The organism is Leucobacter sp. PH1c (assembly GCF_000633415.1).
GTDB lineage: Bacteria > Actinomycetota > Actinomycetes > Actinomycetales > Microbacteriaceae > Leucobacter.
The window spans coordinates 21,254-45,773 of the sequence record NZ_AYMV01000050.1 but is presented as its reverse complement, the minus strand read 5'-3'; the positions used below and the strand labels follow the sequence as shown (position 1 = coordinate 45,773).

The window sequence follows — 24,520 nt, the reverse complement described above, 5'->3', positions numbered from 1 at the left end:
CGAGGTGGTCGCGCAGCTCGGCGGCCGCCGCGACGTCCGCGGCGAGCACCACGAGCGGCCGGGTCTCCCGCTCCGGGTCGATCGCCCACGCCCCGAAGCTCGCGGCCTGCGCCGGTCCCGGGATGTTCAGGCTGCGCGGCACGGTGCCGAGCCGCACCTGATCCGCGGGACGCGTATCGATGAGGATCACGCGGTCGGCGTCGAGCTCGGCGCGTAGCTCCTCCGCGCTTCGCTCGAGCAGCGGCCGGTCGGCGAGGAAGGCGGGCCCGAGCCGGTTCTCTCGCTTCATCCGGGCGAAGTACGCGTGCGCATCGGGCTGGCCGCTGAGGAGCTCGGACACGAAGCCCTCCTCGTCGTTCGCGGCGAGGAACGGCGCCCACCAGGCGAAGCGGCGCTCGTAGCCGACCGAGGTGCTCGCCACCGCGCCGAGCGCCTTTCCGCAGGCCGAGCCCGCGCCGTGGCCCGGGAGCACCTGCACGTAGTCGGGCAGCGTGAGGAATCGATCCCGCAGGCTCGCGAACAGCTCGCGCGCGCCGGCGAAACGCGAGTCGGTGGTCGCCTGCACCTCGTCGAGGAGGTCGGGGCGGCCCACATCGCCGACGAACACGAAGTCTCCGCTCAGCAGGTAGCCCGGCTCGGTCGCCTGCGCGCCGTCGGTGAGGAGGTACGCGAGGTGTTCCGGCGTGTGGCCCGGCGTGTGGAGCGCCCGCACGGTGAGATTGCCGATGCGGATCTCGTCGCCGTCCCGGAGCCGAACCGCGTCGTCGAACTCGGGGCCGTAGCGCCACTCCGGGCCGCCCTCGTCCGAGACGTACATGCGCGCCCCGGTGCGCGCGGCGATCTCGCGGGTGCCCGAGAGGTAGTCGGCGTGGATGTGGGTCTCGGCGACCGCGACGATGCGCAGGCCGTGGGCGGCCGCGGTCGCGAGCGCCTCGGCGGTGTCGCGGCGCGGATCGACGAGCAGCGCCTCGCCCGTGGCCTGGCAGCCGACGAGGTAGCTCGCCTGCGCGAGATCGGGGTCGAAGAATCGTTCGAGGAGCATGGGGTCCTTTCGGGGCTACGGGGCTACGGGGCTACGGGGGAGCGGGGCTACAGAGGAGCGGGGCTACAGAGGAGCGGGGCTGCGGGCTCGCGTCCGCGGTGAGCGGCCGGGATCAGCGCCCGAGCAGGCGGCCGAGGAAGCCCGCGGGGCGCGCGGCCTTGGCCTGTGCGATCTCCTCGGGGGTGTGCGAGCCGTTGCACCATTCGGAGCGGGGGACGCTCGCGCGCACCATGTCGACGTGCTGGCCGCAGCCGGCCCAGGTTGTGCGCTGGCAGGTGGAGCAGGTGGTGGGGCGGCACATGGGAGTTCCAATCGTGAAGGATACCCCCGGGGGTATTCCCGGGATGGTGCGATGATACCCCCGGGGGTATAGTGAATGTCAACTCGATCGCTGAGAGGAGCCCGGGAATGACCGAGCAGACCCCCGTCACCCACGACGCCGAGGCCAAGCGGAAGGTGGTGAACCGCCTGCGCCGTGCGCACGGCCAGCTCGCCGCCGTCATCGACGCCGTCGAGCAGGACGCGCACTGCCGGGATGTGGTGCAGCAGCTCTCCGCCGTCTCGAAGGCGCTCGACCGCGCCGGCTTCCTCGTGATCTCGAGCGCGCTCCGCGACTGCCTCGAGGATCCGGACGCGCCGGGAGCCACGCAGCCCGAGGAGCTCGAGAAGCTCTTCCTCTCGCTCGCGTGAGCGCGCCGAACGCCCCGCTCGTGCGCCGCATGGTGCGCGCGGACTGGGCATGGATCCAGGACTGGTTCGCCGACCCGAAGCTCGACGCTGAGCTCGGCCCGCTCGACGAGGAGTGGCTCGCCCACGTGCTCAGCGACGCGGGCGGTGCGGAACTCGTCGTCAGCGACGCGGCCGAGCCGGAGCAGCCGATCGCGCTGATCGGCTGCGTCTGGGAGGCCGCGGATCACCCGCACACGGTGTCGGACCTCGCAGTCGACCCCGCGCGTCGCGGGCAGGGCCTGGGCCGCCGCGCGCTCGCCGCGGCGCTCACCTGGGCCGGGCACCCGGGAGGCGAGACGTGGGTCTCATACGTGGACCTGGGCAACCCCGAGGCGCACGCGTTCTTCACGGCGCTCGGCTGGGAGAACCGCGGGGTCAGCGACGAGATGATCGAGTTCGCTACGACCGTGCCGCGCACACGCGCGGTTCCGGGTGCGGAATAGCGGGCGCGCGTTCTCCGTTGGATGAAGGGTGACCGAGCCCGAATCTGCAGTGTTTGACCGCCTCCTCGAGGACGTCGACCTCACCGTGCGACGCACGGAACGGCGAGACCTCGCGGCCAGCCAGCGCGTGCATGCCGCAGCCGGTGTGACGACCCTCATCTACGTGCTGACGGGAGAGCTTCGGGGAGCCACGATGCCCGCGTGCACCGTGGCGCGGGACGGTGCGCACGTGACCGCTGTACCGGCCCGGCCCGCAGGCGGATTTGGGGCCGGCGCCGCCGTGCTGACGCTCGGCCGCGGCGCGCACACCCTCGAAGCGGCGTGCGACAGCGCCATCCTCATCGTGACGCTCGACCTCAGCGAGACGGCGCAGCGCCTCCACGAGCTGCTGCCGGAGCCGCTCACGCTGCTCGGCTTCCCGGCCCTCGACCCGGCGGGCGCTGCGCTCGCGAGCCACATGGGGATCGCCGAGGCCTCCGCCTCCGCCGACGGGGGAGCGCCGCCGCCCGCGGGCAGTAGCGTAGTCTGCCGGCTCATGGCTCGGACGGTGCTGCTCGCGGTGCTGCGCTCCTGGTATGGCGCGGGCTGTGCGCCCCGCGGGTGGAGCGCGCGGGCGGCCGATCCGCAGCTCGACCGCGTGCTGAGCGCCATCCACCACGAGCCCGGGCGGGACTGGTCGCTCGAGACGCTCGCCGCGCTCGGCGCCATGTCGCGCTCGGTATTTGCGCGCCGGTTCCGTGACACCCTCGGGGCGACGCCGGGCCAGTACCTCGCGCGGATTCGCATGGAGGATGCGAAGCGGCGCCTGGCGACGGGCACACCGGTCTCGCAGGTGTCACGTGAACTCGGCTATGCCTCCGATGACGGCTTCAGCCGGGCCTTCCGGCGTCACACGGGGGTCGTGCCCTCGCGCTGGCGGTGGGACAGCCCGAACAGGACGGCCCCCGCGACGAGGAGCGCCGCGCCCACGCCGTAGCCGACGGCGACGCCGAGCGCGTCGATCACGAGACCGCCGAGCCCCGCGGCCAGCGTGATGGCGGCCTGGAAGCCCATGACGACGAGCGTGCCGCCGGCCTCCAGGCGGTCGGGGAGGCGGTGCCCCACCCACGTGTTCACGACGATGAGCCACGACGCGAAGCAGAAGCCCCAGACGAATACCGCCGCGGCGACGAGCCAGAGCGCGCCGGGCAGGGTGAGTGTGGTGAGCACCGCGACCGCGATGGCGAGCGGGACGAGCACCGACAGCGTCGCGAACGAGCGATCGACGATCAGCCCGACGAGGACGTTGCCGATGAGCCCGCCCGCGCCGAACAGGGCGAGGAGTAGCACGATGGTGCCCGCGTCCACGGGAACCGCATCGGGGCCGACGGTGACGCGCTCGAGCGCGAGCCGGATGTACGTGTAGGCGAGGAAGTGTCCCAGCACGACGAGCGTGTGGCCCGTGAGCCCGAGGGCGATGCCGGGGCGCACGAGGGTGCGGCCGAGCGCGGCGAGACTGCTGGTGCGCGCGGCGGGGACAGGCGGCAGCACGACGCGCACGACGACGGCGAGCACGGCCATGGCGGCGCTCAGGCCGGCGAACGCGAGGTGCCAGTCGGCGAGCTCGGACACCACGACGCCGAGCGGAACGCCCGCGACCGTGGCGAGTGACATCCCCGCGGACGTGAACATGATCGCCCGCCCGAGCCGTTCGGGCCCGGCGAGCCGCGCCGCGACGCTGATCGACATCGCCCAGAACGTGCTGATCGCGACGCCGAGGAGGAACCGCGAGGCGAGAATGAGCGGGAACGACGGGGCGAGCGCGACCACGAGGTTCGACACCGCGCCGAGCGCGGCCATCCCGGCGAGGAGTACGCGCCGATCGAGCCGGGGAAAGACCAGACCAATGGTCGGGGCCGCGATGAGTCCGGCGAGCGCGGTGATGCTGACGGTTTGCCCGGCCTGACCGGGGGTCACCCCGAGGCTCTCGGCCATCTCGGTGAGCACGCCGTTCGGGAGGAACTCGGCTGTGACGAGCAAGAAGCTCATCGCCATGAGTGCGATGAGGCCGCCGTAGCGCATGCGGCCGGGTGGTGATGTTCGGGGGAGCGTGATGGGGGCAGTCGTGGTCATGATTCCAGCGTGGCGGTGCGCGGCGTCGGATGCCCGACCGTGCGTCCGCTCTTCCCGATCATTCGTCCGCGGTTGCTGGCGTCCACTCCACGGGCGCATCTCGGGGGAGGGAATAGCGGCGCGTCAGCGCCGCACCGATTCTTCCCAGATGGTCTCGCACTCCTGGTGGGCTGATGATGTCCAGCCACTCGACGAGGCCGGCGAGGTGACCCGCAATCCCGTACTCGCTCGGTGCATGGATCACGACCGGGATGCGACCATCGCTCGCTGCCTGACCGATGTGGAGATTGTCGCCCACTGCTGTTCGGAGAAATCCGAGCCCCTCAGGCGCACAGATCGCGTGCACCTCGACGCCCTCTCGGAGGCGCTCGACATCGTCGGCGAGGGCGCGCCAGGTGGTTGTGAGGTCGAAGTCCGCGAAGCGAAGTGCGGGTTCATCGCTGGGGACGACAGCGGTGACGCGGTCGAGGCGAAACGTCCGCTGGCCGTGTGCGGTGTGCGCCACGAGGTACCAGTGCGGTCTCTTCGATACCAAGCCCAGCGGGTGCACGATCCGATCTGACTCGGCGCCCGCGCTGTCGACGTAGCCGAGCCGCGCCTGCACCCCGCGGATGACCGCATCCTGCAGGGCTTCGAGAAACGGGGGTGGACTGCTCGGAGCGTCAGCCATACCCCAGGGGCGTGAATCGACGAAGAGGGAAGACGCAGCAGCTTCGGCCCCGGTCCGAAAGGTCTCGGGGAGGGCTCGAACGAGCTTCCGCAGGGAGGCTCGGAGTTCTGGTGTCGCGGTGTCGGCTGTTGCAACTGGCGCCGTAGCGACGAAGAGTGCGCGCGCTTCGCTCTCGGTCAGTCCCGACAGATCAATGCGACCGCCGCCGAGGAGCCGCCAGCCGCCGGATCTCCCTCGGACCGAATAGATGGGAATTCCGGCCATGCCGAGCGCATCGAGGTCCCTCCGTGCGGTGCGTTCGGACACCTCGAGTTCTTGTGCGATCTCTGCGGCAGTGACCTGTTCACGCCGCTGCAGCAGCAGGAGGATGGCGACCAGGCGATCCGATTTCATGATTTTCATACTTCCAGAAAAACCGGTCAAAAGGTGTCCTGTTTACTGGATTACCTTGAGAAAATGAAGATTCGAACCCATGACTTTGCCTTCCCCGACGCCACCATCATCTCCGTGAACGGTGTTGACCTCGAAGTATTCGAAGCCGGCCAAGAGAACGCAGGAAATCCGATTGTGCTCTGCCACGGCTGGCCCGATCTCGCGTTCACCTGGCGCTTTCAGATCCCAGCTCTTGTCGCGGCGGGCTACCATGTGATCGCACCCAACCAGCGAGGGTTTGGGCACTCGGCCAGGCCTGCGGATATCGCTGAGTACGACATTGAGCATCTCACGGGAGACCTCGCCGCGCTGCTCGATCACTTCGGCTACACGAGCGCAACGTTCATGGGGCACGACTGGGGGGCCTTCGTCGTCTGGAGCTTCACGCTGCTGTACCCGGATCGGGTTGACCGAGTGGTGGCGCTCAGTCTGCCGTACCTCGCCCGTGGGGAGATGCCGTGGCTCGATTTCATGGAGGCAGTGCTCGGCGATGACTACTATTTCGTCCACTTCAATAAGCAACCGGGCGTCGCAGATGCGGTGTTTGACGCGAACCCCGCACGCTTCATCAACAACTTGTACCGTCGGAACGAGCCACTGAAGCCCCCCGCGCCGGGCATGGTGCTCATCGAGACCGCCCAGAGCGATGCTCCGCTGGGCGAGCCGCTCCTCAGCGAGGAGGAACTCGCCGTGTACGACGCCGCATTCACGCACTCGGGGTTTACTGGTGGGATCAACTGGTATCGCAATCTGAACCGGAACTGGCATCTCTTGGCGGAAGCCGATCCGATCATCCACCAGCCCGCGCTCATGATGTACGGTCTTCGCGACGCAGTCGCCCGATCGGAATCCCTGTCGACGTTCGTCCCCAACGTTGAAGAATTCAGCGTGGATAGCGGGCATTGGGTGCACCAGGAGCGTCCCAGTGAGACCACACGTGCGATCCTGAAATGGTTGGCACGAAACCCGACTCGGTAGGGAGCGCCATGGACGAAGCACTCTTCTTCAGCGATGCTGCTGCGTTCAGCGCATGGCTCGACGAGCATCACTCCCACCGGCGTGAGGTGTGGGTTCTGTTCCAGAAGAAGAGCTCAGGAGTAGCGAGTCAGACCTGGTCTGAAGCGGTCGACGTCGCTCTGTGCTTTGGGTGGATCGACGGACTCAGGAAACGCGTCGACAGCGACAGCTACACCGTGCGATTCACGCCCCGCAAGCGAGACAGCGTGTGGAGCGCCGTCAACGTGAGCAAGGCTGAAACGTTGATTCGACTCGGAAAGATGCGGCCGGAAGGGCTGCAGCTGTTCGAGAACCGAAAGGACATTTCAGGCTATTCGTCTGCATCGCGAAACGTCGAGCTGCACCCCGACTACGCACGGCGATTTGCTGACAGCGTGGTGGCCTGGGAGAACTTCGGGAAGTTCGCGCCGTCGTACCGACGTGACGCCGTCTGGTGGGTGATGAGCGCGAAGAGAGAAGAGACCCGGGTGAGACGGCTGGAACTTCTGATTGCCTCGTCGGCTGCAGGGCATCGAGTCCCTGCCTTCCGTGCACCAACGGGGCCCGCTTCGTGACCCGCGCGATGCGCTGCCGGACTCCGCATGTGAGTGCGGACCTGCGCTGACCCGTGGGTGGCCGGGGCAGACGCCCCGGCCACCCACGGGTGGCGTTAGCCGCGCGCGATCGCGATCTCGTTGGGAACGCCCGCGAGCTTCGCGCTCGCAAGAGTTTTGCCGCTCTCGAGGTCAACGGCGTGCACGGTCTTGGCAGCCGGTTCGGTAACGTACGCGGTCGAGCCGTCGGTCACGATCGTCGGGTGCGGATCCTGCCAGTTGGCGGGGCCCTCCCACGCCGCGATCACGGGGAACTCGTTCACGATCTTGCCGGTGGCGGCGTCGAGCACGTGGATCGATCCGTCCGTCGACAGGATGTAGGCGTGCCCCTCCGGGCCGCGCACCACGTCGCGGTAGGTGTACCGCACGTTCTCGGGCAGTTCGGCCACGCGCAGCGTGCCCGCGGCCGTGTCGATGAGCGTCACGGCGCTGAGGAGGTAGCCCTCCGCGTCCGGATCGTTCTTGTAGTCGCCCACCACGAGCGGGCTGTCCTCGGAGACGAACGCATTGCCCATGCGGCCGTACGCGTCGGGCGCGCTCAGCTTCGTGAACTCTCCGTCCTGGAACAGCAGCGCGCCGTCCTCGCAGCCGAAGACGACGGCCTCGTCCTTCGCGGTGCCCTCGCCGTGGATCCCGGGGCAGTCCGCCGAGACTGCGTGCTCGTGCCAGTGGTCGTCGTGCGGCGCGAGCGCGACGGCGCCGGTGCGGCCGTCCGCGGTGCCCACGGTGGTGAGGAGCGTCCCGTCGCCGAGCTCGATCGAGACCCCGTGATGCGGGGCCTCCGCGGTGTACTCGCGCTGCTTCGGCGCCGTCGTGTTGTCTCGGTCGAGCGCCGCGGTGTCGAGGATCGTCGTGCGCCCCGTACCGTCGTCGTAGAGCACGGTCCGGTCGGCGTGCCGCACGACGTGGCCCGCCGCGGTCGCCGGGAACACGAGCCCCGTGAGCTTCGCCGAGTCGGTGTCGAGCACCTCGAAGCCGCGGGACGTCGTGACGAGGAGGTGCTTGCCGTCGCCGAAGCTGTTGAGGCGGGTGAACTCCTCGGTGTCGAGCTGGCCGGCCTCGCTGAGGGTGCCCGCGTCGAGCGCGCTGGCGTCGAGCACCGTGATCCCGCCGGCGGTGGTCACCGCGAGACGGTCCGCGTGCGCCGAGTGGTCATGATCCGCGTGCGAGTGTCCCGCGTGGTTCTGCTCGCCCGACTCGTCGGTGGCGCCAGCCTGCGCGGTGCAGCCGCTCGCGAGGAGCGCGAGGCCCGCGCTCGCCGCCACGGTGAGGAGCAGGCGGGAATGGCGCGACGCTCGGGGGCGTGCGCGTTCGGTCTGGGTCATGGGTTCCCTTTCTGGGGTGTTGGGGTGGGTAGCCGGCGCTCGGCTGAGCGCACGGCCGGGCTAGTGGTCGGTGGGGGCGAGCCCCGAGGCGATCCGCTCGGCGTTCGTGGCGAGCATCTCCGTGTAGCTCTCCGCTCCTGCGCCAGGTTCGGAGAGCGATTCGGTGAAGAGCGGAACGACCCGCACCTCGATGTCGGCCTCCTCCGCGAGCACCTGCATGAGCCGGTCCGGGGCAGAGGTCTCGGCGAAGATGGCGGGGACGCCCGCTTCGCCGATCGCGGTGACGAGCGAGCGGAGGTCCGCGGCGCTCGGCGCGGCGAGAGTGGTGCCGCCCGGGATCGCGGTGCCGAGCACGCGGAAGCCGTAGCGCTCGGCGAGGTACGCGAAGACGTGGTGGTTCGTGACGAGCGCGCGCTGGGCGGGCGGGATCGCGGCGAAGCGATCCTCGATCTCCGCGTCGAGCGCCGTGAGCCGTGCGGCGTAGCTCGCGGTGCGTTCGCCGATCTCCGCGCGCGCCGCGCCGTCGAAGCCGGGCAGCTCGCCGCTCGCGAGGAGCGCGCCGAGTGCGTCGACGACCTCGATCATGCGCGTGGGGTCGGTCCAGAAGTGCGGGTCGGCGGTCGCCGCGCCCTCCTGGCCGCTGAGCGGGGTGATGTGCGCGCCTGCCACGAACTGGGCGCCGCCCGCGGCCTCGACCCGGTCGAGGTGGTGCTGGAGGCCCTCCTCGAGCCCGAGCCCGTTCGACACGACGAGGTCGGCGCGGTCGAGCGCCGCGGCCTCCTGGGCCGAGATCTCGAAGGAGTGGGGATCGGCGTTCGGGCGCATGAGCGTCGTGACGTCCGCGGTGTCGCCGACGAGTTCCTCGACCACATCGCCGAGGATGTTCGTCGTCACGACGATCGACGGCGGCGAGCCGCCGCCCGGCGAGCCGCCGGATGGCGCGCACGCGGTGGCGCCGAGCGCGGTCGCCGCGAGCAGTGCGGCAGCCAGCAGCGCGCGGATCCCCGGGGTCCGGGTCCGTGGGGTCCGGATCCCGGGCGTTCGGTCCGCCTGGACGCGAGTCGCGGATGCTCGGCCGCGGCGGGGGGCCGCGCTCATCGGCCCGTCTCCGTGAGGTGCACCGGGGCCACCGCGGGGCGCAGCTCGCGGGCGATCCGGGCGCCGTCGGCGAAGTCGATCTCGGCGACCACGCCGGAATCCGCCGCCCCGAGGTACGCGCGCTGCGCGTCGACGGAGAGGGTGATCCGGTCGCGGGCCTCGGGGGCGAGCTCGGCCGCGCTGAGGAGCGGATCCGTCGCACCGATCTCGGTGTCGCCGCGGAACACGCGCACACTGCCCGCTGCATCGAGCACGACGACGTGATCCTCGGCGTCGTCGACCGCGATGGCGTGCAGCAGCGGCACGGCGCTCGGGGTCCAGTGCCAGCTCCGCGCACGCGTGTCGAGACGCCAGAACCCGGGACTCGCACCGCTGCCGGATGCCGCGCTGATACCGGCGACCGTGGGGCGGCCCTTCCGGCCCGCGAGTTCCGTCGGCGCTGTGCCGAACCCGGCGGCACCGGCGTCGGCGCCGGCACCAGCCTCGGCACCGGCCTCGGCCCCGCTGGTCTCCGAGAGCGGGATGCGCTCGAGCACCGCCTGCTCGTCCGCGTCGACGGTGCCGAGCACGGCGCCGTCCGCGCAGGCGAACACCGTGCCGCTGCGCGTCGTGAGCGCACTCGATGCGTCGGGGCAGGGGGCCGTTGTCTCGCTCGGCGTGCCGTCCGCCGCGAGGGCGCGCAACTGGGTGATCCGGCCCGAGTCGTCGGCCTCGGTGATGATCGCCCCAGCGCCGAGCGGGGCGAGCAGCCCGGCGTGCGGGGTGCCCGAGACCCGGAAGAGCTCGTCGGGGGTGCCTGCGGCGAGCGCGGCGTTGTCGAGCAGTACGGCCTCGCCGGAGCCCGGGAAGAAGACGCCCGTGCCTCCCGCGGTCGCGAGCGGGCCGCCGACGACTCGGGCGGGGCCGGATCCCGGGACCGAGCCGACGAGCCGCGGTGTGCCGCGGTAGTAGTGGAAGTGGTCTCCGTGGTCCCAGGTCCAGGCGCCGCTGTCGATGATCTCGAGCCCCGCTTCGTGCGCGGCGAAGACGTAGCGCCCGTCGCTCTCGACGCGGTCGGGGGCCGTGATCGTGCCGAGTGACGATTCGTCGCCGCTCAGCAGATCGAGGAGGCCGACGGCGCCCGCAGCGTCCACCGTGACGAGGTGGAGTTGCGCTTCGGCGGCCTCCGATGCTCCGGCGACGGCGCCGTGCCCGCCCGAAGCCTCCGAGGCATCCGAGTCCGTGGTGGGTCCGGGGGGCGGGGTGGTTGCGGCGCCGGGGTCGGGGGCTGCCGAGCAGCCGATGAGGGCGAGGGTGAGGAGCGTGCTCGCGGCGGTGAGCGCGGGGGAGCGGGTCATGCGTGACTTTCCAAGGGAGTGGCGGGGGTGGTGGTGCGACGGGCGGTGGTGTGAGGGGCGGACGGCGCGGCGCGGGTGAGGCCCGCGCGGGCGAGGTGGGAGAGGGCCGCGAGGCCGACGGCTGCGGCGGCGATCGTGGCTCCCGCGGCGGTCGCGTGCAGCCAGGAGACGGCGAGCCCGATCCCGACGGCGCCGATCCCGAAGCCGGCCGCGAGCAGCATGCGCTGGGGGATCCGGCTGCTCCAGGGGAGAGCCGCGACCGCGGGCCCGAGGAGCAGCGCGACGACGAGGAGGGTGCCGACGGCCTGCGCGGAGGCGACCACGGCGAGGGTGACGAGGCCGGTGAGGCCGGCCGCCGCGAGGCCGGTGCGGTAGCCGAGCGTGCGCGCGATGCGCGGGTCGAACGCGAGGGCGATGAACGCGCGGTGCCCGGCCGCGGCGATCGCGAGGGCGACGGCCGCGGCGATCGCGAGTGCGGCCAGATCGGCTCCGGTGATCGCGAGCACATCGCCGAAGAGCAGCGCGGTCGCGTCCGTGGCGAAGGAGCCGGAGTGGGACACGATGATGATGCCGACGGCGAGCATTGCGACGAAGAGCAGGCCGATGCTCGTGTCGTAGGAGAGCCGGCCGCGCCGCTGGAGGGCTCCGATCAGCGCGCTCATGAGCGCCGCCGAGACCGCGCCGCCGAGCATTGGCGGCAGGCCGAGCACCGTCGCGAGGGCGACGCCGGGCAGCATGCCGTGGCCCACGGCCTCGCCGAGGAACGCCATGCCGCGGATGACGACCCAGGTGCCGACGACGCCGCAGATGACGGCGACAAGGGCGCCGCCGGTGAGCGCGCGGAGGAAGAACTCGGTTCCGAGCGCATCGATGATCCAGTGCATGGGACACGACCATACAGATAACGAGAACCATTCTCAACATGGTAGCGTGGGTGTCATGACACATGACCCCGCGATCCGGGCGGAGGGGATCCACGCGGCGTTCGGTCGCTCAGCCGTGCTGCACGGCATCGATCTCTCCCTGCGCCCGGGCACGTTCTCCCTGATCATGGGGCCCAACGGGGCCGGGAAATCGACGCTGCTCGAGATCCTCGCTGGCGCCGCGCGGCCGAGCGCCGGCCGCGTGATCCGCACCGGGCCCACCGCGCTCGTCGTACAGCGCCCCGCCGTGCCGACCGCGCTGCCGCTCACCGTCGCCGACACCGTCGCGATCGGCGTCTCGGGGCCGCGCGCGGCGTCGCGGCTCCGGGGCGCGGCGCGCAGCCGGGCGATCTCGGACGCGCTCGCCGCCGTGGGGCTCACCGCGCACGCCGAGCGCTCGCTGCACGAGCTCTCCGGCGGCCAGCGCCAGCGCGCGCTTCTCGCCCAGGGCCTCGCGAGCGGGGCCGCGATCCTCTTCCTCGACGAGGCCGCCGCCGGCCTCGACGCCGAGAGCCGCTCCCGCACACGGGAGATCCTCGTGGACCGCGCCGCGCGGGGCGCGACCGTCTGCGCGGTGAGCCACGACCCGGAAGACCGGGCCGTCGCCGACCGGGTGATCCGGCTCGACGCGGGGCGCATCGTCGCCGACGTGCCCCGGGGAGTCTGCGCGTGAGCGGGACCGGGCAGCCAGCGGCGCCGGAGCGGGATCCCGCGCCGTCGCACCGCGCCCCGCGTGCGCGGAACGCGGTGCACCCGCGGAGCGCGGTCCCACCCCGGAGCGCCGTGCGACCGCGGGGGAGCACCGCCGGGTGGCTTGCGGCCGGGCTCGTCTCGGCCGCACTGATCGCGGCGATCGTGCTCCGCCCCGGACCCTCCGGCGGGGGCGCGGGGGGCTCCGCCGCAGTCGCCGCGCTTCCCGCCGCCGCGCAAGACTTCGTGACGCTCGCGCTCGCGGTGTTCCTCGAGTCCCTGCCCTTCGTCGTGCTCGGCACGCTCATCTCGATCGCCGTGCGCATCTGGGTGCCGAGCGGCGTGCTCGAGCGGGCCCTGCCCCGGCGCCCCGCCCTGCGCCGGCTCGCGCTCTCCCTCTTCGGCATCGTGCTCCCCGTCTGCGAGTGCGGCAACGTGCCGCTCGCGCGCGGACTGCTGCAGCGCGGCTGCTCGCCCGCCGAGGCGGTCACGTTTCTCCTCGCCGCGCCGATCCTGAACCCCGTCACGATCCTCACGACGGCGCACGCCTTCGGCTGGGGCTCCGAGATCCTCTGGGCGCGTGTGCTGGGCGGCTTCGTGATCGCCAACCTGCTCGGCTGGTGGCTCAGCACGCACCCCCGCCCCGAGGCCCTGCTGACCCCCGAGTTCCGGGCGAGCTGCGCGCACCCGCCCGGGGACGCGGGCGGGCGGCTGGCGCGGAGCGCCGACGCGTTCCTCGCCGAGACGTCCCAGCTCATGCCCGCCCTGGCGCTCGGCGCGGTGCTCGCGGGCGCCATCCAGGTGGGCGTGCCGCGCGGGGCGCTCCTCGCGCTCGGCGCCGATCCGCTCTGGTCGGTCATCGCGCTCCTCGTGCTCGCCGCGATCATCTCGCTCTGCGCAACGGTCGACGCCTTCTTCATCCTCTCGGTGAGCGCGGCATTCCTGCCCGGCAGCGTCGTCGCGTTCCTCCTCTTCGGCGCGCTCATGGACGTGAAGATGATCGTGCTCCTGCGCACCACCTTCACGGGGCGGGCGGTGGCGCAGCTCGCGTTCCTCACGGCGCTCTGCGTCGCGGCGATCGCCTGGGGGATGAACCTTGCGGCCTGAGCGGCGCTGGCCGGGCCTCGTGCTCCTCGCCTGCGGGATCGCGGCGACGCTCTCGCTCGCGCTGAGCGGGCGGCTCGCCTGGTACATCCATCCGCGCTCCGCCTGGTTCACGGTGCTCATGGGCGGGATCGCGGCCGTGCTCCTCACCGCGGGCTGCGCCGTGCACGCGGCCCGGACGCGAGCCTGGAAGCGAGCCGGGCGCATCGGCGAGGCGGACGCTCCGCACGCGGGGCACCCGCCCGCCCGTGCGGGGACGGAGACCCGGCTGCGGCGCGCGCTCCGGCGGCTCGGAGGCGGGGCGATCGCTGCGCTCGCGGTCGCGCTGCTCATCCTCCTCCCGCCCGCGACCCTGAGCGCCGAGCGGGCCGCGCAGCAGGCGATGCCCGTGCGCGCCTCCGAACCGGGCGCGGATCCCGGCGCGGATCGCGAGCTCGCGGCCCTCGCCGGGCGCGCGGACGCCGAGCTCACGGTGCGCGACTGGTCGGTGCTCACCCGCCACCCGCACGCCGCCGCCGTCGACGGCCGCACCGCCGAGCTGCTGGGCTTCGCGGCCCCCGATCGCGACGACCCGGAGAACGTGCTCGTGGTGACCCGCTTCGCCATCACCTGCTGCGCCGTGGACGCGCAGGCGGTCGGCGTTCCCGTGTACGCCCCGGGATGGCAGAGCCGGTTCACCGCGGGCGACTGGCTCGTGGCGCGCGGCGCCTTCGCGCCGAACCCCAGCGCCGGGAGCGGGTGGGTCTCGGTGCTGCTCCCCGAAGCGCTCACCCCCGCGGACGAACCGGAGGATCCCTATGTCGGCTAGCCGAAACCGGCGCTTCGCCGCGCGCACAGCCGCGCTCATGGTCGGCCTCGGAGTCCTCGCTGCTGGGCTCGGTGCGGCCAACGTCTTGCAGCCGCCTCGCCTCGTCTCGGTGGAGGTGCGGCCTGTCGCGTTGACGGAGCAGAACGGTGCTCGCGTCTCGATCCGGCTGAGCCAGCCCGTTGACCCGGTCGACGCCCGGCACGTGCGCACCGACCCCGCGCTGCCCGTCGAGGTGACAAGCTCGGGATCGGATCTCGTGGTCACCCTCGGGGAGCGCCTCGACTACGGGAGCGAGCTCCGGATCCTCGCGGACGTGCGCAGCGCGGGCACGGGGACGGCGAGCACGGTCGAGGCCGTGCTGCGCGCGCCGGACACGCGGGTGTTCACGCTCGTGCGCGACCCGCGGGGAGACCGCTTGCTCGGCTCCGGCGTCGTGGCCGACGGCCCGCCCGTCGAACTCACGCCAGCACCGCGCATCCAGGAGTTCGCGGTGCTTCCCGACCGGGCGCTCGTCATCGCCGAGACGGGGTCGGGCCGGGCTGCGCTCCGCGTCGCCCCGCTCGCCGGCGGCGACGCGAGCGACGTGATCGCCGACGCGCCGGCCGTGCTCGAACAGCTCCGCGCGGAGCCGACCGTGCTCGCCGCCGGGGTCGTGGCGAGCGGCACCCCGCTCGGCTCCGAGCACGCGGACCGCACGCTCCTGCTCTTCGACGCGAGCGGCCCGCTCGCCGCGCCGCTCGTCGTCGCCCGGGCGGACGGCGCCGCGCTCCGCGTGGCCGAGTGGCGCTTCGTGCCGGGGTCGAGCGCCGTGGTGGTCCGCGCGGACGACGGCACGCTCTGGCGCGCCGACCCACTCCTCGGCGCGGCCGCCGAGCCGCTCGCCGCCGACGCGGAGGAGGGTGCGCTGCTGCAGGCGGTGACGCTCGACGCTCGGGGCGTGCGCTTCACCCCCGCCGCGCCGGGCAGCCGGATCGCCGCGGTGTGCGCGGCGCCGAACGGTCGGCTGCTCGCGGTCGAGGTGGTCTCGGCGGACGCGGAGCCCGACGGGCGCGCGGTGCGCCCCGGCTGGAGGCGCACCACGACGGTGCTGCTCGACGCCGCGACAGGGCGCCCGGTGCGCAGCGTGATCGGGGCGGCCCCAAGCTGGTGCTGAGTGTCGCGCCCGGCGCCGGGACCCCTGCTACGCGCTCTCGGCCGCCGGGCGGTGCTCCTCGGCCTCAGCGCGGTGCTCCTCGGCCTCAGCGCGGTGCTCCTCGGCCTCCGGACGGCGGAGCAGCTCGATCAGGGCGAGCGCGCCGAGCACCCCGACCGTGGTCCAGGCGATCGTCGGTGCGTTCACCGGGCGGGCGAGGAAGATGATCAGCACCCCGCCGACGGCGACGATCAGCGCGAGTGCCGAGCGGAAGCGCTCGATCGCCGTGCCGACCGCGCCCGTCGTCACCCCGTGCGCGGAGTACGCGGCGCGCGCCCGCGCGAAGCCCGACGTGAGCGCGCTGCGCAGCGCCACTGCGCCCCGCGAGGGCCCGAGCAGCAGTGCCGCGAGCGCGATCAGTGCCGCGGCGAAGGCGAGGGCGGCGCTCGTGGAGCGCAGCGATTCGGTGAGCTGGGTGGTGAGCGCGGCGGCGGTCGAGCCGGGCATGACGCCCGGGCTCACGGCCTGCTCGAAGAGCGCCGCGCCGACGCTCAGCCCGCCGAGCAGCAGCAGGAAGCCGAGCGTGAGGCCGAAGCCGGTGCGCGCGAGCGCACGGGTGCGGCGGCGGGCGAGCGCCACGCCTGCGACGAGCAGCGCGAGCACGAGCCACGGCAGCCACGTGCCGAGGGCGACGGCCGCGGCGTAGCCGAGCTGCGCACCGACGAGCCCCTCGGCGGTGGTGAGCGGGATCGACGCCGTGACGTTCGGGATCATCGACGCCAGGCCGAAGCCGCGGGCCTCCAGCTGATCCTTCACCTGCGCGACGATGACGCCCGCGTCGATCGCCAGCTCGCCCGTGTCGCGGTCGAGCGTGAGCATGCCGTTCGTGTCGCCGCGCATGAGGGCGATCGTGGCCCGGTGCGTGTTCGTGAGCGCGAGCTGCCAGGTACCGGCGAACGCGTCCGAGGCGATCGTCTCCTCGACCGTCGACGCGACGACGGAGCGCATCCCCTGGGCCGCGGGCCCGCGGAGCAGCGTGATGGCGGCGTCCGCCTCCGACGGCAGCTCGAGGCTAGTGAGCCCCGACGCGAGCGAGCCGACGATCGCGTCGAAGTCGACCTGCTCGTCGACGGCCGCCATCACCTGGTCGCCCAAGAAGCTCTGCACCGCGGGATCCTCCGCGAGCGGTGCGAGGGTAGCGACGAAGCGGTCGGTGTCGACCAGCTCGATCCGCACCCAGGACGCGAGCACGGCGAGCGGGGCGAGCAGCACAGCGAGGGTGAGCGCCACCGCGGCGAGGAGGCTGCGGAGGATCCCGCGGGGACGGCGACCCGATTGCCCTGCGCGGAGCGCGGCGTTCTCCGCTTCGAGCGCCCGAAGACGTCGATCGAGCTCGCGGTCGGAGCGCTCGCTCGCGGCGGTGTCCGCGCGGGGCACGGAATCGGGGGAGACGGGAGTCTGGGTCACAGCGGGGCTCCTCGGCGACGGTGATCGGGACGCGCCAGCGGGAACGGCGCTCGCGGCGCCCAGCGGAGCCGTGATCCCCATATTGCCCGACCGCAGCGCTCCGTGGCCAGTACGGCGCGGCGCGGTGCCGCGTACGTGCGCGGTACCGCACGCGTAGATCACGGGTGCGGGCCCCGCAGATCCTCGGTGGAGCGCTGGGGACGGGGTGCTGCGCCGGTTGACTCGACATCGAGCAGCGCACCCGGCGGCACCACTCCGGCGGCATCGAGCTCACTCCCTCAATCCCCTAGGAAAGGTCTGCCACATGGCTTCCCAGTCGACGAAGAAGAAGTTCGCGATCGCAGGCGGTTCGCTGCTCCTCATTGCCGGCGTGACGGTCGGTGGCGCGCTCGTCACCGCGAACAGCACGATCTTCAACAACGTGTTCAACGCCGAGATCACGGAGACGCCCGCCGACGGCGAGCTCACCGTGACCGGTGCTCCGATGAGCAACACCTTCACGGGCGCCATGGACGGCGAAGTGATCACGGGCTACTACACCGCGACGAACACCTCCGCCACCTCGACGCTCACGGTCGGCCTCGGATCGCAGCTGCAGCCCGGCGGCGTGCAGTCCGCGGCGCTCGCGGGGGCCCTCGACACGCGCGTCTCGGTCGACGACGGTGCGCTCGTGTCCACGGGCTCGCTCAGCGACATGCGCCTCGGCGCCGGCGAGACCTTCGAGCTCGCGCCCGGTGCGAGTGCGAAGGTGCGCGTCGACGTGTTCGTCGATGACGCCGACGCGTTCCGCGGTCTGGGCCTCGACGGTGCGACCGTCACCGCCGATTACCTCTTCACGAGCATCGCGAAGTAGGCGGCCGGTCGCCCGCCCCTCGGGGCGGGCGCCCCGTTCCGCTTCCACCCCCGTCCGTCCAGCCGCCGCCCGCTCGCTCCAGGGGGCGGCCCTCCCGGAGACCGATATGCGCGCCCTCATCCTCACCCTGCGGACCATCGCGAGCCTCGCGCTCGTCGCCCTCGCCGTCCCCTTCCTCTGGGCCACCGTGAGCGGGGACTACTACATGACGGTCACGGGGGTGTCGATGAAGCCCACCTATCAGGTGGGGGACGTGCTCGTCGTGCAGCAGCCGACGGGCGAGGAGCTGAGCCGAGTGGGCGAGCCCGTGATCGTGTCCTTCACTCCGGGGAACCGGGAGGAGCAGTACGTGCACCGCGTGCACGAGCTGGTGCCCGAGGGCGCCGTGCTGAAGGGCGACGGCAACGAGGTCGTCGACCCCGTGCCGGTCACGCAGGATCAGGTGCTCGGCACGCCCCGCTGGGTGCTGCAGGGCGGCCTCGCCACACTGTTCCGGGTCTCCGAGTCGTGGGCGGCTCGCGGGCTCGTAGGCGCGGTGTTCCTCGTCGCGCTCTTCGTGCCCAGCCGCGGGCGCACGCGCCCCCGTGACACGGCGGAGCCCGGCACCGGTTCCGGCACCGGTTCCGGCACCGGTATCGACACGGCGGAGCCCGGCACCGGTACCGCGGAGCCCGCTGTTCGTGCCGAGGCTCGCGTCCCGGCGCTCGCGGGCGGCGCGTCGGGGGAACACCGTGCCTGATCCAGCGGTACGTGGCGCAGCCCGCCGTGAGAACCGCGCGAGCCGCACCGGCCGCGGCGCGCTCCTCGCGCTGCTCCCGCTCGCGGGGCTCCTCGGTGTCGCCGGGCCGGCGGCGGCGAGCCCCGACGCGCTCGGCCCGGACTCTCCGGTCGCACTGCGCTCGGAGGACTCCGCGGCGCTCGTCGTCTCGCCCGCGGACCGGCTGTTCGACGTGACCCTGCACCCCGGCGACAGCGTGGTGGCACCCGCGACGCTGGTCAACCACTCCGCCGCGGAGCTCCGCGTGCGGCTCACCCCGATCGAGGCCTCGGCTTCGCACGGCGCGTTCTCCGCGCTCTCGCTCGCGACCGCGCGGCTTCCCGAGTGCTCGGTCGCCGCGATGGCGGCGACTCCGGGCACCCCGTTCCCCGCGGCCCAGGCGCTTGACCAGGGCCTGCTGGGTCCGGGGGAGGCCCTCGAACTGTGCGTGCGCGTGGACTACGACGCCCCGCGCGCGCTCGATGCCCCCGACACGGCCCGGGTCGACCTCGCGTTCTCAGCGAGTGAGGCGGCCGCGCTCCGCGATCCCGACCCCGCGTTGCCGCTCACCGGAGCGGACACCCTGCTCGGCGGGATCCTGCTCGGCGGGGCGCTTGCCGGGCTCGGCGCGACGCTCATCGCGCACCGCCGTCATTCCGCGCGCTCCGCGCATTAGTCTAGGCAGCAGGCGGGGTGGCCTTGGCCTCCCCACGGAACGGTGCGCGCACTCGGGAACCGCGCGCAAAGGGGGAAACATGTACACGAGGAACGCACTCGTGCAGCGCATCGTGCGCTACGTCGTCGACGGAACCTCGGTGTCCGTCGTGGGCCAGCACTGGAGCGGCCGCACGGAGCTACTGAAGCACGTCAATGCGGCGCTCCGCGGCATCGGGCTCGCGACGCTGCAACTGCGCGGCATCGAGCACGCCCGGCCGTTCGAAGCGTTCCGGCTCGCGCTCCCCGCTGTGCCCCACGCGCGGCGCGGCGAGTCCGAGGGGCCTGCCGACGTGACGCGCGTCGTGGCTGAACTGCTCGGCGAGGGGCCCGCCGCGGTGCTCGTCGACGACATCGATCGGCTCGACGAGGCCTCCTGGGTGCTGCTCGAGCAGATGCACAAGAGCCTCGGCACACCCATCATCGCCACGGCCGAGGCGCGCGGCGGGATCGACCCGGAGGAGAAGATCCTCATCCGTCGCGCGGAGCCCGTCGTGAAGCTGACGCTCGACGAGCTGCCGCTCGATGCGGTGCACGATCTGCTCGATGCGCGACTGGGCGGGCAGGTCTCGCCGTCTTTGAGCGGCAGGATTCACATGAAATCGGGCGGCTTGCCCGGCTTCGCGGTGGCCTTCGCCGACACGGGCCGCCGCCGCGGGCGCATCCACCGGAACGGTGAGACCTGGCACGACGGCACGGAGCTCTGGAGCGACGAACTGGAGGGCGCCTTCGAATCGCTGATCTTCCGCTATCCCGAGAACGTACGCGAATCGCTCGAACTGCTCGTGCTGGCCGGCCCGATCCCCGTGGCGCAGGCCGCGAGCCTCATCGGTCAGGAGGAACTCGAAGGGCTCGAAGGGCGGGGCCTCGTGCGGCTCTTTCGCGTGGGCGCGAGCCCGCGGGTGACGGTCAACCCGCCGGGCATCAGCGATTACTTCCGCCATCGGCCGGAGACGGTGCGCAGCCTCCGCCTCCGCGAGCAGCTGGAGGAGCGGCTGGGGCAGGAGGCCACCTTCGGGCTCGCGGAGCCGCCCGTGCTGCCGCGCCAGTTCGCCGATGTGGTCGCGCAGTCGGAGGTGCCGTTCCTCGCCCGGGCGTTCAGCGATCGCTTCGATGCAGACCTCGTGCGCAGCTGGGAGGCGTGGCGTGCGGAGCCCGCGCTTCGCACCGGCATCCGCGCGCTCGAGCTGCGGCTCACGGGGCCCGCGGATCCGGAGGAGGTGCGCGCGATCCTTGCCGAGACCCCTTCGAGTGGCGGCTCGGTGGAAGAACAGCTCTTCTTCCGTTACCTGCACTCGCGCTGGCTCGTCACGCAGGAGGCGCCGCTCGCGGAGATCGAGGCTGCGCTGCACGGCGACGGCGACCTCGGCCACCCCGCGGCGATCGAGGCGCTTATCCTCGGGCTCCACGCCGAGCGCGACGCGATCGGCTCCGACGCGCTCGACCGGATCGAGGAGCTTGCGGCCATGCGGGGCGTCGACGGACAGATCGCGGGGCTCATCCTCATCGCGATGCACGCACTCGGCGGCAGCTCCGCCCGCGCGCTCGAAGAGTTCGAACGCCTCGACGATTCGGGCTGGGTCGCGCGCTTCGCGTCGCCCCTGCGCGGCCTCGCCCTCATCACGGCGGGGCAACCGCAACGGGCCCTCGAGTGGGCGTCCGCCCAGCTCACGATCGCGCGCGAGCGCTTCGACCGCTCGGCGATCGTCGCCGATGCCTACATCGCCGTCATGGCGCTCCTCACGATGAGCCGGTACGCCGACGCGACGGCGGCAGGGAGCCTCGTGGCGAGCGGCCGGTTCCAGGCGGCGAACCTCCCGTTCGGGCCGGATCGCGCACTCATGAACGCGCTCGCGCTCGCGGCCCGCCGGAGCGGTCGGAGCGGCGCCGTCGCGACGCTCATCGATCGCGGCGAGGGCTACCGCGGGCGGAGCGACGCACTGCCCATGGGGGCCGCGGGGTTCCCCGCTGCGATGGTCACCGAGCTCGAGGGCAGCCCGGAGGAGATCGGCGCGGCGTATCGCGCGCTCGCCGAGGAGCTTCGCGCGCGCGGGTACACCTTCTCCGCCGCGGGCTCCACGATCCTCGCGCTCCTCGTCGATTTCGATCCCGAGGCGGCCGCCGCGAAGCGGGACCGCGTCGCCGGGATGGGGAGCGCCGTGTTCCTCGCCTACCTCGACGCGCGGCTCGCGCACCACGCGGAAGATCCGATCGCGCTCGTCGGCGCCGCGCGCCGGCTGCAGGCCGAGCACGCGAACGACTCCGCGCTGAAGTACTTCACGGCGGCCGTGCGGCTGTTCCGCGAGCACGGGCGCGAGGACGCCGCGGGGGAGGTGCGCGAGGAGATCGCCGCGCTCATGGCCTCGGAGGATCCCGCAACGCCCTCGGCGCTGTCCGAGCTCGAGTCGAGCCTCGGCTTCACCCAGCGCGAGCGCGAGATCATTGACCTCGTCGCCGAGGGGATGAACAACCCCGAGATCGCGGCCGAGCTGAGCCTCTCCGTGCGGACGGTCGAGACCCACCTGCGCAACATCCGGCGGAAATCGGGAGCGCTCGACCGCGACGAGATCGGCGGCTTCTCAGGCAACCGCTAGCGGAGGGCGGCGTTCTCCCGCGCCGGCGCCGCCGTGCTCCGGGCGTGCCCGCGCTCCGGATTCAGCGTCGTCTGTCCAGGGGCAGCCGCAGCCGAATCGGTCCCCGTGTGCTCCGAACCCGCTGACGTCGTGCCGGGGTCGGCGGGTTTCGCGTCGGTGGCATCCGATTCGGCGGCCTCGGAGGCTGTGGTGTCGGAGTCTGCGGCGTCGGAGTCTGCGGCGTGGGAATCGGCGGTCCCTGTATCCGCGGTGCCCGAGTCTGCAGCGCCGGAGTCCGCGGTGCCGGATCCGCCCGCATCGGGCTGGGGCCTCGGCGTCGGTTTCGCAGGCGCCGCATGCTCCGGTTCGCTTGCGCGCTTCGCGGGCGTGGCCGGATCGCTGTCGGGCAGCGTGACCGGCGCGGGCGTCAGCAGGTACGTGTCGTCGCCGGTGCCCAGGCGACCGTGGTTGCCGCGCCCCCAGGCGAAGAGCGTGCCGTCCGCGTCGAGCGCGAAGGCGTGCTCGCTGCCCGCGGCGATGTCCACGAAGCGTCGATCGGCAGGGACCGCGATCGGTGTGGGGCGCTCGTTTCCCGCGCCGATCCCGGTTCCCGGCGCATTCATGCCCCAGGTGTACACCCGACCATCTGCTCCGAGCCCGACGGAGTACGCGAGACCCACATCGATCTTCACGAAGCGGATGCCCTCGGGGACCAGCAGCTCAGTCGGGTCCGGGTAGCTCGTGCTCCACCAGCCGTCGGGGGTGAAGCCGAGCTGTCTGTCATGGTTCCGGCCCCAGCCGATGAGCCGTCCGCTCTCGGTGAGCGCGAGCACGTGGCCGTCCCACCACTCGATACCGGACGAGATCTGCACGATCGGCTCGTCGACGGGCATCGCGATGCGCACGGGCCTCCGGTACTGCCCCTCGCTGGACCCCGTGCCGAGCAGGCCCTCGCTGTTCGAGCCCGTGGCCCAGACCTCTCCAGTGTCCGTGAGCATGAAGGTGCGATCGTTGCCGGCGTCGATCGCGACGACGCGCTTTGAAGACATGGAAGACATGACCGTCGGGATGCGGTTCTTACCCGAAAGATAGCCGTTTCCCTGCGCCCCGGCCGTGTACGTCCCCCAGGTGTAAACCCGGCCGTCGCTGCTCAGCGCCGCCGCGTGATGCGCGCCAGCGGAGACCTCGGTGAAGTGCACCCGAGCGCCCGCGGGTGTGAGTTTGAGCGGCTCGGTGACGTACGGTGTCGTGCCGCCGGCCTGCGCCGAGGCGTTCTCGCCCCACGCCCAGATCGTGCCGTCACTCGCGAGCCCGACGGAGAACTGCTCGCCCGCGGAGACGTTCGTGAACGTCTCGCCGTTCGGCAGCACGGCCGCGACGGGCACATCCGATCCGTGGCGCTCGCCCTGGCCCACCTGTCCCTCGAGTCCCCGCCCCCATCCGAGCAGCGTGCCGCGCGAGTTCACGGCGAGGGAGTGCTCCGATCCCGCCGCGATGCGCGACGGAGCGGGCGGTCCGAAGCCGGGCGGCACCTCGACGGACGCACTCGGGTGTGCGCTGACGAAGCGCGCGGGGAGCTCGGCTGCGGCGGTGAGCACGAAGCCGGCCCGCGCCGAGGCGTGCGTGAGCTCGACGGGGAAGCTGGCCCGGGCCGGACCGTACACCGCTGTCGGTGCGAGCACGGTTTCGGTGCGCGTCACGATCGTCTCCGAGCCGTCCGCCCGGCTGGTCCACACGATCTCGCGCGCCTCCGTGCGCTCGGCCGCGGGGAGGGGGCCCGGGGTCACGCCCTCCGGCAGCCGCACACTCGTCGCGAGCGCGTCCCCTGGGGCCACGTGCAACGTCTCGCCGGCCGCCCCCGAGTGGCTCGCGAACGCGACCGTGCCCGTTGTGGCCGATGCGCCGCGCGCGAAGTCGAGCTCGGTGACGCCCGCGGCGACCTCCCAGCGCGCGGGGACCGCGACGGATCCTGCGGGCTGCGCGCTCGTGTAGGCCTCCGGAAGCTCCACCGTCGCGGTGAGCGCGAGCTGCTCGGCCGCGACAACCTCGGGGAACTCCGCGGAGACGGTGAATACGAGGGGATCCGGGCGGAAGGGGGTGTCGCCCTGTACGAGGAATTCCGCGCGCACCTCCCAGGCGCCGTCGTGCTCGGTCTCCGACCAGCTCAGCGTGGAGCCCGGTGCGGTGCTCGGCGCGGGGAGCTCGGACGCTCGCATGCCGCGTGGGAGTGCGAACACCACCGTGGCGGTCTCACCCGAGGGAAGACTGGTCTCCGTCGCCGACTCGGAAAGCAGATCGAGCTGCACGCTGCCGCTCGAGACCCCCGGGCCGAAGTGGTCGCTCCCGTCGGGAGCGACCACGAGGTCGTGCACACCGAGGTCGGTGCGAACCGCCTGCGCGAACGAGTTGCCGCGGACGGCGGAGCGGTCGGTGCTGATGGCGCCGACGAGGCTCGTGGTCACGCCCATTGCGACGACGACGAGGGCGGCGCCGATGGCGGCCCAGATCCGAGCGGCGGGCAGGCGCCGGAGCGCGGAGCGGACGAGCGGGGAGTGCTGGGGCATGGGAGTCGCCTTTCGGTTGCTCCTCGAGTCAACCCCGCGGCGGCTCCCCGCTCAGACCGCCCGACCGGATGTACGGGGTACGCGGCCTCGCTCTGCGCGTGCGCGTGCGTGCGCGTGCGCGTACGCGCAGAGCGGTT

General features: G+C 72.6%; 23 protein-coding genes. 13 read left to right on the top strand and 10 right to left on the bottom strand.

All coding sequences use genetic code 11. The features are described from left to right. A partial coding sequence (locus U874_RS0113255; RefSeq protein WP_025135017.1) for an MBL fold metallo-hydrolase occupies window positions 1–1,042 on the bottom strand: 1,042 nt, incomplete at its 3' end. 112 nt (window positions 1,043–1,154) lie between these two features. Continuing rightward, entirely contained in the window at window positions 1,155–1,343 is a 189-nt protein-coding gene (locus tag U874_RS0113250) for a hypothetical protein (protein ID WP_025135016.1), read from the bottom strand. A 107-nt stretch (window positions 1,344–1,450) separates the two neighbouring features. On the opposite strand from U874_RS0113250, the gene U874_RS0113245 reads away from it, so the two are divergent. The 3 genes from U874_RS0113245 to U874_RS14915 are packed head-to-tail and all read left to right on the top strand — an operon-like array spanning window position 1,451 to window position 3,190. Then, window positions 1,451–1,732, top strand: a complete 282-nt coding sequence (locus U874_RS0113245; protein ID WP_025135015.1) for a metal-sensitive transcriptional regulator — start codon at window positions 1,451–1,453, stop codon at window positions 1,730–1,732. After that, window positions 1,729–2,214, top strand: a complete 486-nt coding sequence (locus tag U874_RS0113240; RefSeq protein WP_025135014.1) for an N-acetyltransferase — start codon at window positions 1,729–1,731, stop codon at window positions 2,212–2,214. The genes U874_RS0113245 and U874_RS0113240 overlap by 4 nt, the downstream gene beginning before the upstream one ends. A 28-nt stretch (window positions 2,215–2,242) precedes the next feature. Further along, entirely contained in the window at window positions 2,243–3,190 is a 948-nt protein-coding gene (locus tag U874_RS14915; RefSeq protein WP_025135013.1) for a helix-turn-helix transcriptional regulator, read from the top strand. Here the strand turns inward: U874_RS14915 and U874_RS0113230 are convergent. Both U874_RS0113230 and U874_RS0113225 read right to left on the bottom strand, forming a co-directional pair. Then, on the bottom strand, window positions 3,103–4,326 hold the full coding sequence (locus U874_RS0113230) for an MFS transporter (protein ID WP_025135012.1): 1,224 nt from the start codon (window positions 4,324–4,326) through the stop codon (window positions 3,103–3,105). The two genes, U874_RS14915 and U874_RS0113230, sit on opposite strands and share 88 nt — an antisense overlap. A 58-nt stretch (window positions 4,327–4,384) precedes the next feature. Continuing rightward, on the bottom strand, window positions 4,385–5,398 hold the full coding sequence (locus U874_RS0113225; RefSeq protein WP_232755928.1) for a YafY family protein: 1,014 nt from the start codon (window positions 5,396–5,398) through the stop codon (window positions 4,385–4,387). Window positions 5,399–5,452: 54 nt separating this feature from the next. Here U874_RS0113225 and U874_RS0113220 point away from each other — a divergent pair, with 54 nt between their 5' ends. Beyond that, a complete protein-coding gene (locus tag U874_RS0113220) occupies window positions 5,453–6,406 on the top strand; it encodes an alpha/beta fold hydrolase (RefSeq protein ID WP_025135010.1) in 954 nt (317 codons plus the stop codon). An 8-nt stretch (window positions 6,407–6,414) separates the two neighbouring features. Beyond that, window positions 6,415–6,999: a YdeI family protein gene (locus U874_RS15235; protein WP_081810028.1), complete on the top strand. Its 585-nt coding sequence runs from the start codon at window positions 6,415–6,417 to the stop codon at window positions 6,997–6,999. Between the two features lie 95 nt (window positions 7,000–7,094). Here the strand turns inward: U874_RS15235 and aztD are convergent, their stop codons facing one another. From aztD to aztB, 4 genes are read right to left on the bottom strand one after another with little or no spacing between them, the layout of a single operon-like run. Next, on the bottom strand, window positions 7,095–8,363 hold the full coding sequence (aztD, locus tag U874_RS0113215; RefSeq protein WP_025135009.1) for a zinc metallochaperone AztD: 1,269 nt from the start codon (window positions 8,361–8,363) through the stop codon (window positions 7,095–7,097). Window positions 8,364–8,423: 60 nt separating this feature from the next. Then, a complete protein-coding gene (locus tag U874_RS0113210) occupies window positions 8,424–9,461 on the bottom strand; it encodes a metal ABC transporter substrate-binding protein (RefSeq protein ID WP_198525856.1) in 1,038 nt (345 codons plus the stop codon). Beyond that, on the bottom strand, window positions 9,458–10,798 hold the full coding sequence (locus U874_RS0113205) for a hypothetical protein (protein WP_025135007.1): 1,341 nt from the start codon (window positions 10,796–10,798) through the stop codon (window positions 9,458–9,460). The genes U874_RS0113210 and U874_RS0113205 overlap by 4 nt, the downstream gene beginning before the upstream one ends. Next, window positions 10,795–11,682: a zinc ABC transporter permease AztB gene (gene aztB, locus U874_RS0113200; protein WP_025135006.1), complete on the bottom strand. Its 888-nt coding sequence runs from the start codon at window positions 11,680–11,682 to the stop codon at window positions 10,795–10,797. Before aztB ends, U874_RS0113205 begins: the two co-directional genes overlap by 4 nt. A gap of 55 nt (window positions 11,683–11,737) precedes the next feature. On the opposite strand from aztB, the gene U874_RS0113195 reads away from it, so the two are divergent. The 4 genes from U874_RS0113195 to U874_RS0113180 all read left to right on the top strand — a co-directional run bounded on the left by U874_RS0113195 (window position 11,738) and on the right by U874_RS0113180 (window position 15,476). After that, window positions 11,738–12,394: a metal ABC transporter ATP-binding protein gene (locus U874_RS0113195; protein WP_232755927.1), complete on the top strand. Its 657-nt coding sequence runs from the start codon at window positions 11,738–11,740 to the stop codon at window positions 12,392–12,394. 110 nt (window positions 12,395–12,504) lie between these two features. After that, the gene (locus U874_RS14515) at window positions 12,505–13,518 is read left to right on the top strand and encodes a permease (protein ID WP_025135004.1); all 1,014 of its coding nucleotides are present in this window, start codon (window positions 12,505–12,507) and stop codon (window positions 13,516–13,518) included. Further along, entirely contained in the window at window positions 13,508–14,323 is an 816-nt protein-coding gene (locus U874_RS0113185) for a TIGR03943 family protein (RefSeq protein WP_081810027.1), read from the top strand. The genes U874_RS14515 and U874_RS0113185 overlap by 11 nt, the downstream gene beginning before the upstream one ends. Beyond that, window positions 14,313–15,476 (top strand): hypothetical protein, encoded by a 1,164-nt coding sequence (locus U874_RS0113180; protein WP_025135002.1) that lies wholly within the window; start codon window positions 14,313–14,315, stop codon window positions 15,474–15,476. The genes U874_RS0113185 and U874_RS0113180 overlap by 11 nt, the downstream gene beginning before the upstream one ends. A 27-nt stretch (window positions 15,477–15,503) precedes the next feature. Here U874_RS0113180 and U874_RS0113175 read toward each other — a convergent pair whose 3' ends face one another. Next, window positions 15,504–16,922, bottom strand: coding sequence for a hypothetical protein (locus tag U874_RS0113175; RefSeq protein WP_025135001.1), 1,419 nt, complete (start codon window positions 16,920–16,922; stop codon window positions 15,504–15,506). A 304-nt stretch (window positions 16,923–17,226) separates the two neighbouring features. Here U874_RS0113175 and U874_RS0113170 point away from each other — a divergent pair, with 304 nt between their 5' ends. The 4 genes from U874_RS0113170 (at window position 17,227) to U874_RS0113155 (ending at window position 21,840) form a co-directional block, all read left to right on the top strand. Beyond that, complete coding sequence (locus U874_RS0113170) at window positions 17,227–17,775, top strand: hypothetical protein (RefSeq protein WP_025135000.1); 549 nt, start codon at window positions 17,227–17,229, stop codon at window positions 17,773–17,775. A gap of 106 nt (window positions 17,776–17,881) precedes the next feature. Continuing rightward, window positions 17,882–18,514 carry a S24 family peptidase gene (locus U874_RS0113165; protein WP_025134999.1) on the top strand — a complete coding sequence of 211 codons (633 nt, stop codon included), beginning with the start codon at window positions 17,882–17,884 and terminating at the stop codon, window positions 18,512–18,514. After that, on the top strand, window positions 18,507–19,208 hold the full coding sequence (locus tag U874_RS0113160) for a hypothetical protein (RefSeq protein WP_025134998.1): 702 nt from the start codon (window positions 18,507–18,509) through the stop codon (window positions 19,206–19,208). Before U874_RS0113165 ends, U874_RS0113160 begins: the two co-directional genes overlap by 8 nt. 79 nt (window positions 19,209–19,287) lie before the next feature. After that, window positions 19,288–21,840 (top strand): LuxR C-terminal-related transcriptional regulator, encoded by a 2,553-nt coding sequence (locus U874_RS0113155; RefSeq protein WP_025134997.1) that lies wholly within the window; start codon window positions 19,288–19,290, stop codon window positions 21,838–21,840. Here the strand turns inward: U874_RS0113155 and U874_RS0113150 are convergent. Then, the gene (locus tag U874_RS0113150; RefSeq protein ID WP_025134996.1) at window positions 21,837–24,383 is read right to left on the bottom strand and encodes a hypothetical protein; all 2,547 of its coding nucleotides are present in this window, start codon (window positions 24,381–24,383) and stop codon (window positions 21,837–21,839) included. The genes U874_RS0113155 and U874_RS0113150 overlap by 4 nt on opposite strands. Window positions 24,384–24,520 lie beyond the last annotated feature (137 nt).